At 64.0% G+C, this 13,973-nt stretch carries 9 protein-coding genes and 2 tRNA genes; 3 read left to right on the forward strand and 8 right to left on the reverse strand.

Translation table 11 applies throughout. From position 1 onward, the window contains the following. Window positions 1-73 precede the first annotated feature (73 nt). Window positions 74-2,758, forward strand: a complete 2,685-nt coding sequence (metH, locus tag BMZ38_RS09475) for a methionine synthase (RefSeq protein WP_091336722.1) — start codon at window positions 74-76, stop codon at window positions 2,756-2,758. A 110-nt stretch (window positions 2,759-2,868) separates the two neighbouring features. Here the strand turns inward: metH and BMZ38_RS09480 are convergent, their stop codons facing one another. Beyond that, a complete protein-coding gene (locus tag BMZ38_RS09480; protein WP_091336724.1) occupies window positions 2,869-3,195 on the reverse strand; it encodes a lipid-A-disaccharide synthase N-terminal domain-containing protein in 327 nt (108 codons plus the stop codon). Between the two features lie 105 nt (window positions 3,196-3,300). Between BMZ38_RS09480 and BMZ38_RS09485 the strand changes: the two genes are divergently transcribed. Next, window positions 3,301-3,375 (forward strand) — tRNA-Val (locus BMZ38_RS09485). Between the two features lie 44 nt (window positions 3,376-3,419). On the opposite strand, the gene BMZ38_RS09490 is transcribed toward BMZ38_RS09485, so the two are convergent. The 7 genes from BMZ38_RS09490 to BMZ38_RS09520 form a co-directional block, all read right to left on the reverse strand. Beyond that, entirely contained in the window at window positions 3,420-4,016 is a 597-nt protein-coding gene (locus BMZ38_RS09490; protein WP_091462154.1) for a GspH/FimT family pseudopilin, read from the reverse strand. Window positions 4,017-4,021: 5 nt separating this feature from the next. Further along, a complete protein-coding gene (locus BMZ38_RS09495; protein WP_091336726.1) occupies window positions 4,022-4,435 on the reverse strand; it encodes a type IV pilin protein in 414 nt (137 codons plus the stop codon). A gap of 14 nt (window positions 4,436-4,449) precedes the next feature. Then, window positions 4,450-8,943, reverse strand: coding sequence for a pilus assembly protein (locus tag BMZ38_RS09500; RefSeq protein WP_091336728.1), 4,494 nt, complete (start codon window positions 8,941-8,943; stop codon window positions 4,450-4,452). A gap of 17 nt (window positions 8,944-8,960) precedes the next feature. After that, window positions 8,961-9,611, reverse strand: coding sequence for a pilus assembly PilX family protein (locus tag BMZ38_RS09505; protein ID WP_091336730.1), 651 nt, complete (start codon window positions 9,609-9,611; stop codon window positions 8,961-8,963). 33 nt (window positions 9,612-9,644) lie between these two features. Further along, the gene (locus BMZ38_RS09510) at window positions 9,645-11,000 is read right to left on the reverse strand and encodes a PilW family protein (RefSeq protein WP_091336731.1); all 1,356 of its coding nucleotides are present in this window, start codon (window positions 10,998-11,000) and stop codon (window positions 9,645-9,647) included. Further along, the gene (gene pilV / locus BMZ38_RS09515; RefSeq protein ID WP_091336733.1) at window positions 10,997-11,581 is read right to left on the reverse strand and encodes a type IV pilus modification protein PilV; all 585 of its coding nucleotides are present in this window, start codon (window positions 11,579-11,581) and stop codon (window positions 10,997-10,999) included. Before pilV ends, BMZ38_RS09510 begins: the two co-directional genes overlap by 4 nt. A 128-nt stretch (window positions 11,582-11,709) precedes the next feature. Further along, window positions 11,710-13,629, reverse strand: coding sequence for a tetratricopeptide repeat-containing diguanylate cyclase (locus BMZ38_RS09520; protein ID WP_175483815.1), 1,920 nt, complete (start codon window positions 13,627-13,629; stop codon window positions 11,710-11,712). 189 nt (window positions 13,630-13,818) lie between these two features. On the opposite strand from BMZ38_RS09520, the gene BMZ38_RS09525 reads away from it, so the two are divergent. Further along, window positions 13,819-13,894 (forward strand) — tRNA-Thr (locus BMZ38_RS09525). Window positions 13,895-13,973: the final 79 nt, after the last annotated feature.

Below are 13,973 nucleotides of genomic sequence, written 5' to 3' on the forward strand. Positions count from 1 at the left end.
TTGGCCTCCCCGCAAGCCTCGTCCCCTCACCTCAATCCTCTCCCCGCAGGGGAGAGGAAGCCAAAGCAGAAGCATGACCACCATCCGCCACACCCACCTCTCCGGCCTCGAACCCCTGGTCCTCACCCCTGACCTGCTCTTCGTCAACGTCGGCGAACGCACCAACGTCACCGGCTCGGCGCAGTTCAAGAAGCTGATCAAGGAAGACCGCTACGAGGAAGCCGTCGAAGTCGCCCGCCAGCAGGTCGCCAACGGCGCGCAGATCATCGACGTCAACATGGACGAGGGCCTGATCGATTCGGAGGCCGCGATGGTGCGCTTCCTCAACCTGATCGCCGCGGAGCCCGACATCGCGCGCGTGCCGGTGATGGTCGACTCCTCCAAGTGGAGCGTGATCGAGGCCGGCCTGCGCTGCCTGCAGGGCAAGGGCATCGTCAATTCGATCTCGATGAAGGAAGGCGAGGAAAGCTTCCTCGAACAGGCCCGCAAGGTGCGCCAGTACGGTGCCGCCGCGGTGGTGATGGCGTTCGACGAGGAAGGCCAGGCCGACACCTGCGCACGCAAGGTCGAGATCTGTTCGCGCGCCTACGCCCTGCTTACCGAAAGGCTGGACTTCCCGCCCGAAGACATCATTTTCGACCCCAACATCTTCGCCATCGCCACCGGCATCGAGGAGCACAACAACTACGCGGTCGACTTCATTGAAGCCACCCGCGAGCTGAAGCGACGCTTCCCGGCCTGCCACGTCTCCGGCGGCGTCTCCAATGTGTCGTTCTCCTTCCGCGGCAACAACGTCGTGCGCGAGGCGATCCACTCGGTGTTCCTCTACCACGCCATCAAGGCGGGCATGGACATGGGCATCGTCAATGCCGGGGCCCTGGCCATCTACGATGACCTGGACGCCGAGCTGCGCGAGCGGGTCGAGGACGTCGTGCTCAACCGTCGTCCGGATGCGACCGAGCGCTTGCTGGAAATTGCCGACCGCTACAAATCGAAGAAGGGCGAGGTGGTCGTGGAGAACCTCGCCTGGCGCGCCAGGCCCGTGCGCGAGCGCCTCGCCCACGCTTTGGTCCACGGCATCGATCAGTACGTGGTCGAGGACACGGAGGAAGCCCGCCAGCAGTGCACGCGCCCGCTGGATGTGATCGAAGGCCCGCTGATGGATGGCATGAACGTGGTCGGCGACCTGTTCGGCGCCGGCAAGATGTTCCTGCCGCAGGTGGTCAAGTCCGCCCGCGTGATGAAGAAGGCCGTGGCGCACCTCTTGCCCTACATCGAGGCGGAGAAGGCGCGCACCGGCGACACTGGCAAGAGCAACGGCAAGATCGTGATGGCCACGGTCAAGGGCGACGTGCACGACATCGGCAAGAACATCGTCGGCGTGGTGCTCCGCTGCAACAATTTCGACGTGGTCGACCTTGGCGTGATGGTGCCCGCGCAGAAGATCCTCGATACCGCCATAACCGAGCAGGCCGACATGATCGGCCTTTCCGGCCTGATCACGCCCTCACTGGAGGAAATGGGCCACGTCGCCCGCGAGATGCAGCGCCGGGGCTTCACCGTGCCGCTCCTGATCGGCGGCGCCACCACCTCGCGCGCACACACGGCACTGAAGATCGAGCCGCATTACAAGTCGCCCTGCGTCTGGGTGAAGGACGCCTCGCGTGCAGTCGGCGTGGCGCAGTCGCTGGTCAGCAAGGAACTCATCGACGGCTTCATGGCAAAGATCCGCGCCGAGTACGCCGAGGTACGCGAGCGCCACCGGCACCGCGGCCCGGGCAAACAACTGGTCCCGCTGGAGAAGGCCCGCGCGCAGCGCTTCGGCTGCGACTGGGCGAACTATGCGCCACCGCAGCCGGCCAGACCCGGCATCACCGTGTTCGACGACTACGGCCTGGCAGAGTTGCGCGAGTACATCGACTGGACACCGTTCTTCCAGGCCTGGGAGCTGGCTGGGCATTACCCGGCGATCCTTACCGACGAGGTGGTCGGTCCACAGGCGACCGAGCTGTTCGGCGACGCACAGAAGATGCTCGACCGGATTGTCGCCGAGAGGTGGCTCACTGCCCGCGCCGTGATCGGCTTCTGGCCTGCCGCCAGCGTGCTGGACGACATCGAAATCCAGGCGGACGGTGGCAAGGTGATGCTTCACCATCTGCGCCAACAAGCCGACAAGCCGGTCGAACGCCCCAACCTCTGCCTGTCCGACTTCGTCACGCCCAAGGAATACGGCAAGCCCGACTGGGTCGGCGGCTTCGCCGTCACCGCCGGCCTGGGGATCGAGCCTCACCTGGAGCGCTTCCGCGCCGACAATGACGACTACTCGGCCATCATCCTCAAGGCCCTGGCCGATCGCCTGGCAGAAGCCTTCGCCGAGCGCATGCACGAGCGCGTGCGCCGCGAGTTCTGGGGCTACGCCCCGCACGAGGCGCTGGACAACCAAGCACTGATCGCCGAGAAGTACCAGGGCGTCCGCCCCGCTCCCGGTTATCCCGCCTGCCCCGACCATACCGAGAAAACCACCCTGTTCCGCCTGCTCGATGTCACGGCCAACACCGGCATCGAGCTGACCGAAGGCTTCGCGATGTATCCGGCCGCCGCCGTCTCCGGATGGTACTTCTCCCATCCTGACAGCCAGTATTTCGTGGTCGGCCGCCTCACCCGCGCACAGGTCGAAGACTACGCCTTGCGCAAGGGCTGGACCCGCGAGCAGGCCGAACGCTGGCTCGCCTCCAACCTCGACTACGATCCTGACTGAGCCCGCGTCGCGCTCGTGCGTGGACGGGACGCCCGCGCGGGAGCGTGTGCAGTTCGCACTGGCTACCGTTGGGGCCAGCTAAGGATGCCTGCCTCTCGCGGGACCGGATCTCAGACCTCGTCGCCGGTGACGCTGTTCCTGCGATGGCGCAAGTGCACCACCAGGTTGTAGACCGACACGAAGACGGGGAAGAAGTTGGAAAGGATGCCGACCGAGTCGTTCTTGCCCACGGTAAAATAGGCCAGCAGCAACGCACTGCCACCCACCGACAACCACCAGAACGACAGCGGCATCACCACCCGCTTGTGCTTGCGCGTGTAGTACAGCTGCACGAACCAGCGACTGGTGAACATGAAGGTGCCGGCGAAGCCCACCAGCTTCCATGCCGTGAGGTGGAAGTGCTGCAAGGCATGGAGAATGGGAGCGAAGATATCCATGGGGCGTTGCCTGCGTGAAAGGCGGGCATTCTACCCAACGCCACCGCGCTCCGCCGCGCCCATTGACCGGCCGCGTGAGGATCCGTATAGTTGCGCGCTCTCGGCGGGCGATTAGCTCAGCGGTAGAGCACTGCCTTCACACGGCAGGTGTCGCAAGTTCGATCCTTGCATCGCCCACCACGCATAAAGAAAACCCGGCCTAGTGCCGGGTTTTTTCTTGCGCTTCAGGGGAACAGGCAGCTCGTCTTCTCTGTAAGCTTCTTGGAACTCGTGCTACCGGAACCGTTCACCGCCAACTCGGCACCCGGTACCTTGCCCGTACTGCTGCCACCGCCCGACTCACCCTTGGGCCGAAAGCAGGTCCAGAACGTATGGGTGCTACCGGTGGGCAGGAGCTGTCCCTGGGGGCCGAAGCTAACAATGTCCGCGCTGTCAGCCTGGAGGGAAACACCCTCGCGCGCCATCGTGTGGCGAAGAAGCAGGTTCGTGGCCGGCTTGCTTGCGTCATAAGCCGTGGCTGCCACCGAATGCCCCGCCGAATAGGTGTACACGAGCCAACCGGACTCGTAGGCCTGCGTGCTCGCGCACGTCGTGCCATCGGTACTCGGGCAGATCGAGACGATGCTGCCGCGCGTGCTTGCCTCGCTGCGGGCATAACTGAGATCGGCAAGCAGCGCGTTGCTTGCCGAGCTGACCTGATTTCGCCTGAGGAGATCGCGAAAGCTCGGCACCGCGATCACCACGAGTACCGATGCCACCGCCAGCGTCACCATGAGCTCGAGCAACGTGAAACCCCTTTCGCACCGATGCCTGTTCTTCATAGCGCTCACCAGCAGCTTCCGTTGGTCGTGGAACCGGTCTGCCCTTTTTCACCTGTATTGCTGATAGTCAGCGCCTCGCAATCGTCCTTTGCCTGTGGACCGCCGGCAACCGGAGTAGCAATGGCGGTGTACGTGCTGCTATCGGACGCTGGATCCAGGCTCAGTTCGTAGTAGCCCTTCTCGGACTGCTTGCCAGCCGCGCTGGTGTAGCCCAACTCGTCCAGCGAACCATAACGGTTGTTGATGGCGTAGTAGCGTTCCTGTGCGTCGGCGGTGCGCATCAGCAGGTTTTGGCCGTCTACCCGGCGCGCGCGGATGCCATAGCGCAAGTAGCTGGGAACAGCGAACGCCGCGATGATGGCAATGATCGCCACCACCACCATCAGTTCGATCAACGTAAAACCACGCTGCTTGCTCATGGAGGGTATTCCCGTCATTCGTTGTTGATCTGCCGCCATGAACGACGGCGCCAGACGGCATCGTTGATATCGAGAACGCTGCCGCCGGTGAGCTTCAGCCCGGGCACCAGTACAGTGCCGCCGCCGATCGTGGTGACCAGTGGTAACGAACCGGTCGTACGCGGGTTGTTGACGCGGCCACCCACGGTGGAGGTATCGCCAGCGCCGCTGCCGCCCCAGCCGGACACCAGCGGCCCGGTGAGACCGCCGCCAGAACCGCCGGTCGCGGCATCGATCACCATGAGAGCACCCTGGATACTGGCGCTGCACGGGTCGTTGGTGCCCGGAATGAGCGTCTGGATGACTGCGCGACCGGTGTCGAACAGCGCGCCAGGCGTGACCACCACGCGTTCGCCCTCGGACGAAGTGCTCGGGCCGAGGTTGAAGTACCAGCCACCCTTGTCGCTCGGCACCGCGTAGTTGGTAAGGCCGCGCGCCAAAGTTACGCCATCGGTGGCGGTCTTTTCGCTCAGCGTCTGCTGCACCAGGTCGTCTACCGTCCAGGGGCCGGTGTCGAGATTGTCGCGAATGCCGTAGACGGCCTGCGTCGGCGCGCTGTCGCTGGTGTTGTCGCTGGCCCCCAGATACTTGCCCGTGCCGAACACCACGATGAACCGGTTGGTCACCGGATCGGCGAACAGACGCGGCATCGAGGTGATCGGCTGGTCACCTGGGTTGGCAGGCTGGAACACGAGCCTCACGCTCCAGTCCGCCGGGCTGGACGAGCTGAGGTCGAACCGCCACAGGTTGCCGTCGAGGTCGCCGGCGAACGCCACGTCATCGACCTGGTCGTCGTTGTAATCGCCAAGCACGGGCGACGCCAGGCCATGGCTGGCGACCGCGCCACCGACGGTATCCGGGTCGGGAGTGGTGATTTCCTTGATCAGCTTGCCGGTCTGTGCGTCCAGGATGAACAACGAACTGTACTTGTGGGTGGCCGCCGCCGGGTACGAGCAGTTGGAGGCGGTAAAAGGCGCTTTGCTGCAATCCGGGAAATAACCGCCGGGAACCAGTACGACCCACCGTCCGTTCGGCAGGCGGCCGATGTTCGGCTGGCCATAGGTGTAACCCAGGTCGGACGGCTTGCCGCCCGGATTGCTGATGGTGTCATCGGTCCAGGCGCCCTGGTCGGGCTGGTCGGCGCTGAACTCCCACAAGACCTTGCCAGCGGCCATGGCGTCCGGATCGGTGACGTCCAGAGCGTAGACGCCGCGGCCGCCCAGCCGCAACGCGCCGACCAGCAGCGTGTGCCAGCCCTTCGACGTGGCGACGGGGGTGGTGGTGTCCTTGCTGAAGTACACGTCCCGGGTCGCCAACCCGCCATCCACCGTAGGCATGAATCGAAAGTCGCTCTTGTCGGTGAGCTCGCCGAGGTTCGCATAGACCGAGCGGGGCACGTAGGCGAACAGCTCCTGGCCCGCAGTTGCCGTCGGCTTGACGACCGGCGTGGGGCCACTGGTGTCCTCGTACTCGGAAGCGTCGAAGGCATGCAACATGCCGTCGTTTGCTCCCACGTAGACAGCGGGCTTGCGGTCGAGGTGATCCTTTACGAAGTATTCGTAACTGTGACAGGAGGACGGCGTCGTATCACCGCACGTCGCGCTATCGCCCTCGACTGCGTCCTGTTCGGGCGAATTTTCCGGCCAGGTGTTGCGATAGCCACTGGACGGGTAGGAAAGGTAGAGCGCCTGTGAGCCGACAATGGCACCCAGCAAATGGGCGCGCGGACGGAACGTGGACGACTCCTTGGTGCGATCGCCGCGCAGGTAGTCGATGCGCGTCTGGCCCGTGTCGTTCGTGCTGTCGACGCTCGCTGGCTGGCCGCTCAGCAACGCCTGCCCCGCCGCATCGAGGTCGGTGAAGGTCTTGAACTCCACGCCACCATCGAAACTGTGGTCGTCCGCTTCCTTGGAGGTGAAGATCGAGCGGTTAGCCGGCGGTGATTTTGTAGGATCGTCGAGAATCGCCCCCGCGTCCCAAAGCGCACCCGTCGTAAGCGTGCCATTCGAGTTGACGCCGACGGCCAGCAGCGTGCCGGACCAGTCCGAGGAGCTGTAGCCCGTACTGAACGCCAAGGCACCGGGCACGAGCACCGACGTATTCACCGCGCCAGTGAGTGCCGGCGCGCTGCGCGCACTGATGTTGGTCAGGATCGTACTCAGCTGGTCGACCAGGTTCTGCGGGTTGCCAGCACTGAAGAAGTTGCCGCGACCGGCGATGGCCGCATGCCAGGTATCGTCGATGTTGGCGGGGGCACCCGGATTCGGATCGCTCGGAGTGGGCCAGCCGATAGCACCGGTCGAGTTGGCCGTCCCCTTGCGCAACAAGCACGCGTCAGAGTTGCTGATCGAGCAATCGGTATCTTCTGAAATGTTCAGCTTGCCGCTGACGCCAAGGCCCACCATGTACTGCACCAGGTGCGGCCAGTTGGCCGGGTCGTTCTTGGGATTGAAGTAGACCTCATTGTTGACGTTCGCGTTGTTCACGCCCGATGCGGACTTGTCGCTTGTCAAAACGACGCCGGTCGTCTTGTCCGGAAGATAGGGTGGCACGAATTTGCCGTTGGCAGGATCGTAGAGGTCCGGACGCAGGTCGGTCGCCCAGAAGTTGAACGCGAGATCCGAAAGCGAGGCTTCGCTTCCACCACTTCCGTTATCGGAGTGCACGCCCTGGAAGATTGCGTTGTAGCTGGCGGCAGGGTCGAACGACGTTCCGTCAGGGAGCGTTACCTTGTTCTGCGGGGGCGTGGTCACGCTACTGGTCGATACGCTGTTCGAGTTGAACAGGCCATCGGTAACCAGCATGTGGAAGTTCTGCCTGCAATAAAGTTCGGCACCCGCGGCCTGGGTACCGTCCGCGGCTACCTTCCCGGCCTCCCAATAGGGATCCATCAACGTATGGAGGTCCGTAGAAGCATTGGCATCTGCACTGCCGCCACGCTGGAAGAACTTGCCGGCGCGATTGGTAGCGTTTACCGAAGGCGTACCACCGCTGGCGGGCGTCTGGAAGATCCAGTTGAAGAAGGCGCTGCGATAACAGCTCGGCGGCTTCGCTTTGTCGGTAGGTGTCTGGATGCTACTCGGATCTGCCGAAGCGGCCCCTCCGCAATCGGCCGTATCCAGTAGGGTGCTGATGATGGTGTTTGACGGAATCTGGTAGGTACCGTCATTTAGGTTTTGCCATGCGACGCGGATGGAACTGCCATAGCCACCATCGGCGGTTTGCCCGCCCAGGGCGCCAAAAACGCGTGACAGCGACGTACGCGTCATCAGGTTGCGGGCTCGATAGTAGGCATACCAGTTGGCGAAGTTCTGCCATTGGTTGACCGTCTTGCCGTTGGGCATGGTCTTGTCGGTGTTGGTGACCGCGACCGCTTCCCAATTGCTGGCTTTGTAGAGATTGCTCAATCCCGCCGAGTCGGGTTTGCCGTAGACATCGACCGTTATCTTGGGTGCGGACGACTTGTAGCGGTAGTAGTACGGACCGCCGTCCGGATAGGCCCGTCCGTCTGGTCCGGTCTGGCTCTTGTCCATGGGAGACGAGGAGCCGTAACCGCAGGTCCAGCGCTGGTCTGGGTAAGTTTTGTAGGCTGACCAGACGTAATAAGTGCCGTAGCTGCTGCTGTTGCTACCAGCGCTCTTGTGGGTGGTGCAACTGCCCTTGTTGGCCGGGCAGCCCCCCCCCCCGGTCTGAAGCGGCGACGTATCGTCGAGCGTGTAGTAGTACCAACGTTTGCTGTTTCCGCTACCGCTGCTGTTCGCGGAGTTCGACTTGCAGGTGCCGGAAATCGTACCGCTAGGGCAGGGGTTGTCCCCGGCAAACGCGCTGTACCAGGTTGGGGTGGTGTCCGTGTATGCGTTGATCCCGGTCAAATCGGTGGCGCGCGTGGTGTCGAAGATCAGGTCCGGGTTGTTATCGAGCCGCGCCGTGGTGGCAAGCGTCTTCTTGTTGTACGGGCGGTTTACGCCAATACCATCCTGTGGCACCAGTTTGAGCGTGGCGTCCGCATTGGGAAAAACGGTGCCATCCGCCCTGACCGGGGGCGTGTAGGTCACATTGGGGTTGTAGTAAACGCCATTCATCGCGTGCGAGAGGATGTCGTTGCTGTCGGTGCTCCGCGGGTCGATCACGCCAGCGCATCGCCAGGGACCGTTCCAGCTTCCATCATCGAAAGGACGGTTGTCGCCCATGTAATTGAACGCCATGGAACCCGAATCGTCGAACGTCACCATGATGTTCGGCGCGACCGCCTGCGTATCGTTTGGCGGCGTGGGGCTGAGCTCCACCGCCGCTGAAGCGACCGACGCCGTGGCCGCGGGAACGACGGCGAGAATGCCCGGCAACGCCGTCGGCGCGACCTGGGCATGCACGGTCGGCGTGAATGGCACCGACATGCCGCCCAACAGGGTCAAACCGGTTACCAGGACGATCAGCTTTTTTCGGGCGGACAGGACGCGTTGAGAAGGCATGGCGCAGGGGCTCCAGCTCAATTGCTCTTGGCGGCGAACGTGCTTTCAAGCACGCGCACGGTATTGGGGTCGCCGCCCGTGGCTCGGGCGGTGATGCGATAGACATGGCGGCTGGTACTGCCGACACCGCCGCCGCCCATGCCGGTGGCGCCGGACTCGTGCAATCCGCCGCTCACCCCGGGAGGCAGCTCCACGCCCATGTCTTCGATCACATAGACAGGGTTCTTGGCGAGCTTGGCGGTTCCCGACTGGGTCGTATAGTCAATAGTGCCCCCGGGGCCCTTGTAGGTCTGGGCTCCCGTATTGACCCACGTCGGGCTGGTGCGGAACAGCGTGACGATACCCGTGGGGCCATAGACGTTTGCGTTGGAAGGGTCATAGCGATAGCAGCTTCCGCTGAGCACACCCGATCCGCACAGCAATGGCGGTGCCGTCAACTTCGAAGTGCTGGTCCACAGCTTCCACTCGGCGCCACGCAACGCCGTTTCTGCTGCCATTTCCGCCATCCCTGCATTACGCAGGCCTCCCGCCATGCGCTGTTGCAGCAACGAGCGGCCCGACGCGCTGATCGCCAGAATGGTCAGCAGCACCAGAAAGACCAGCGCCACCATCATCACCACGCCTCGCTGGGCTCGTCGCCGGGAGGGGTTGCGACGTAAACGCGTCATGGCATTCACCTTCGGATCGATTCGGCTGGCATGTCAGGGATTGAAGTTGCGCACCGCGACCACCGCGCTGAATTCGCGCCGGATCATCTGGTCTACGAACCCCTGATCACTGGGAGTAATGTCGTGCAGTGACGGAGCAACAGGAGAATAGTTGCCGTCGATGCCATAGCTGTACGCAAGGTCCGGGGCGGTCAGGGTGTAAAGCGGATCCTGTCCGTCGAGCACGAGATTGACCTCGATGGTGGTGACCGCGCGCCACAGGCAACCTGCCGAAGTGATTGCGTTCGGCTCGCCCGGAGGGCAGCTGACGCCGGTCGCCTTGTCGACATCATTCGCGTTCAGATAACGCACCTTGCCGTCGGCGTCCTGCACGCCGTAGCGGAAATCAAGTCGCTCCACGCCGCGGACCAGCTCGTCTTCCGAGCCACCCGCACCGCCACCGTTTACGCGCCGCATCAACGCACCGGTATGATGGCCATCGCCGTTGTCAACCACCCGCACGTAGTAGGTCACCGTCAGATAATCGGTGTTGAAGTCGAACAACTTTGGCGCGGACAGCGGCTGCTGCGGCGCAGGCGTCGCCAGGTTGTTGGCCGTATCCGGCGTCAGGACGCCGCTGGCGTTGGTCACTGCGAAGATCTGCGCGTTCGAACAATCGGCCAGCATGGCCAGGTCACCCGAAGCGAACTCACTCACCGGAGGCTCGCTGGAACTTGCCGGCGCTAGGGTGATGCTCTGGATTTCGTTCGGGCTGGATGCGGCGACCGCTAGATGCGTTCCGGTCACACCGGCATCGACGATCGCCCAGCCGCGCGACGAATTCACATAGCGCAGGGTCAGGACGTCGGTGCCCACAACACGGTCACCCACGTCTGTACCCATGGCCGGAATTTCGCTCACGGTCGTGTTCGGATCGGCCGGACTGCATGAAGACTTGCCACAATCGTAACCGCGCATGGAAAGGTACGAGGGGAACGAATAAGGCTCGGTGGGCTCGGCCGGGTAAGTGTTGGTTCCGCTGGTAGTGCCGAAGCCAGTGGTGACGTCGGCCATCGCGGATGTCAGTGATTTGGCATAGACCTTCGGAGTGCGCAGGCCGTCCAGGTAGACCTGCGATGCCGCGGCCGCCTTGGCCACGCCGCCCGAGTTGGTGCAGTACTGCCCATTCGCCATGCGCAGGTCGTCCTTCACGCGCGTGACCGCGAATCGCCCTTCCTCCTGCAGGCGCGCCATCTGGTTCTGCACGCGGTTGCTTTTGGAGGTCGAGAGGAAGACGGTCACGATGCCGGCTGCCACGATTAGACCAAGCACCATGGCGACCATGAGCTCGATGAGAGTTACGCCGCCCTGTCGGCGCCGAGCCGCGCCGGCGACCATGAAAACCATCATGGCTGGAACTCCCAGTTGAACGTCTGTGTCTCGACCTCACGGTGGTCCGGGTCACCCGCCCCCTGCTCGTTCCAGGTAATGCTCATCCGGCAGTTGCCACCGTAAGGCGGCCGCATGCCGATCTGGCCCGGCGTGGGCGGAGGTGCCGAAGTGCCGGATGAGGGCGGTACCCACGCTGCCGGCGTGTAACCGGCGCTGGATGCATCGCAAGCGATCGTTGCCTTCACGCCAGGCAGGAACGTCGTGAGTTGCCGGCTCCAGTTGCGCTGGTCGGCCTGGGCCAGCATTTCCGGTGTGCAGCCGGCGCTGCAGTCGCTGTTGGTCGCAGTGCTTGCGCTTACCGGGTAGCTGCTCGAATCGTAATTTCCATTCCACACCCCGATAGGGTTGGCCCCCATGCGGTCGGCCATGTTCCCCGCAAGAAAGCTCGCCTGCGTCCGCAGATAGGCGGTGTGGTTGGAACGGGTCGCCATGATCAGAAGGCCGGCGACGCCGATCATGCCGACGCTGAAAATCAGCACGGCAATCATCACCTCGATCAGCGATACGCCGCGCTGGCTGCGCGGTGCGTAATGATTCATTCCAGCCCCCTTCCGGATCACGCCGACCTCAGCATAGGTGACCGTGCGCCGCCCGCCAGTGGGCGCCGGACGAATGGCAGGTTTTTCCCGACGAGCGGCATCCGGGTGCTGGCCGGATGTGGCTTGCGTCACACCACCTGGGCACGCGCGACCACTTCCACCCGGTTGCGACCGGCGTCCTTGGCACGGTACATCGCGGTGTCCGCGCGTCGCACCAGCTCGGGCAGGTCGTCGGCCTCATGCTCGGCCTCGGCGACGCCGACGCTGGCGGTGATCTGCAGGCCCGGGGCGAGGCTGCCCAGCGGCAACGATTCGACCTTGCGGCGCAGGCGCTCGGCGATCTGCATGGCCACGTCCATCGAAGTATCGGGCAGCACGACCAGGAACTCCTCGCCGCCCAGCCGCCCCAGCATGTCGAACCGGCGCAAGGCATGCTTGCAGGCCTGCGCGACGCGCACCAGCACCTGGTCGCCCACCGCATGGCCGAAGGCGTCGTTGACCGCCTTGAAGTGGTCCACGTCCAGCACCAGCACGCACAACGGCTCGCCATTGGCACCGGCGTGGCCCAGCGCGTTCCGTGCAAGCTGCTCGATGTGGCGGCGGTTGGCGATGCCGGTGAGCGGGTCGGTCATCGCCATCCGGTGCAGCTTGCGCGAACGCCGGAACTGGCGCAGCGCGAGCCATAGCAGCAGCACGATCAACACGCCGCCGAGCACCAGCGCCAGGCGCTGCCAATGGCGAACGCGCTCGAGCGATTCCAGCTGCTGCTCCTTCAATGCGCGATCGGCAGCGAGGCGCCGGTTCTCCTGGTCGCGCTGTGCGGTCTGGAACTGGTAGTTCATCAACGTGGCGTTGTCCGAGTGCGCCTTGCGATCGAGCGCCTCGCCCACCTTGACCAGCCGGCGCAGGTCCGCCACTTCCGGACCTAGCTGGCCGAGCGCCTGGTAGCTGCGCGCGCGTGCATCGAGCAGTTCGGCCAGGTAACGCAGGTTGCCGCTCTCCTGCAGGAGTTTCTCGGCCTGCCCGTACTCGCCGATGGCCACCGCGTACTGTCCCAGGCCCGCGTGCGCCTCGGCAGTCTGCAGCAGCACCATGTCGCGGTTGGAGCGGTCGCCCATGCGGGCGAACCCCGGCTGGGCCTTGGCCAGTTCGTCCAGCGCCTCGCGGTAGTGCCCCTGCAGGTTGTCGACCTGCGCCAGTCCCAGGTGGATGCTGGCCCCCCGCGAGCGGCTGTCGACCGCATGCGCAAGGGCCAGTGCCTTGCCCAACTGGCTTTCGGCAGCGGACTGGTTACCGGCTTCGCTTTCGAGGAAACCCAGCTCCATGTGTGCGGCAAGCTGCTGCGCACGGTCATGGCGTTGCTCGCCCAGGGCCAGCAACTTGTCCAGATAGTCGCGCGCCTGCGCCTGTTCGCCAAGCCGGCGGTAGGCCACGGCGATGTTGAAAAGGTTGTCCTCGCTCTCGATCGGCGCGCCGCTGGTCTCGTAGAACTTCTGTGCCTCCAGGAAATCCACCAGCGCCAGTGCGTGTTCGCCGAGCAGCGACTGCACGCTACCGCGCCAGGTCAGGCCGTCGGCCACCAGACGCTGGTTCTCGTGGCTGCGCGCGAGGTTGATGCCGGCGTTGTAGTCGACCAGCGCGTCGCGTGGCGTGGTCAGTGCCTCCTGGTTGGAGCCGCGGCAGAAATCGAAGTTGATCTCCGCATCCACGTAGCCGAGCCGCCGGGCATCGGCAATGCCCTTCTCGGCATAGGCAATGGCCTGCTCAGGCGAGGCATCCAGGCCCATGATGCAGTACATGTAGCGGTAGCGCAGTTCGCGCCGCGCGTCGCCGGGCGGCAGCAGGCTCTTCATGTGCGCCAGTGCCTCGAGCACGCCAGCCTGGGTGTCCGGCGCGATCTCGCCTCGCTCCAGCTTGCCGGCGTACTGGTCGAACGCCACCGCACGATCGGGTGACGAGGACGCGAAAACCCGCCCCAGGAAGAGCGAGAGCAGCAGCAAAAGGACGAAACGCAGCGCCAGCTTTCCTCGATGTGTCGATGTGGGCAAGGCAAGAAATCCGATGGGCGCCTCTCCCTGGCGAGCTCTGGCTGTGTACCTCCCCATATCGGCAAGAGGCGCGGAGACTGTAGCGGGCGGCGTCCCCTTCATCCATGAGCCACCTGCCGGCTCCGAAGCTTGCCACGCTGCACGTGCTTGCGTGCGCCACGGCCGATCCGTAGAATTTCCGCCTCTTTAGCCGGAATAGCTCAGTTGGTAGAGCGGCGCATTCGTAATGCGTAGGTCGTAGGTTCGAATCCTATTTCCGGCACCAGCACAGCAAGGAAAGACGCCGCTTCCGAGACCCTCTGGGGTAATCTTGGGGCGGCGTTTCTCTTTACCCCACCGTCCGC

It is taken from the genome of Frateuria terrea (genome assembly GCF_900115705.1).
In the GTDB taxonomy this organism is placed as follows: domain Bacteria; phylum Pseudomonadota; class Gammaproteobacteria; order Xanthomonadales; family Rhodanobacteraceae; genus Frateuria_A; species Frateuria_A terrea.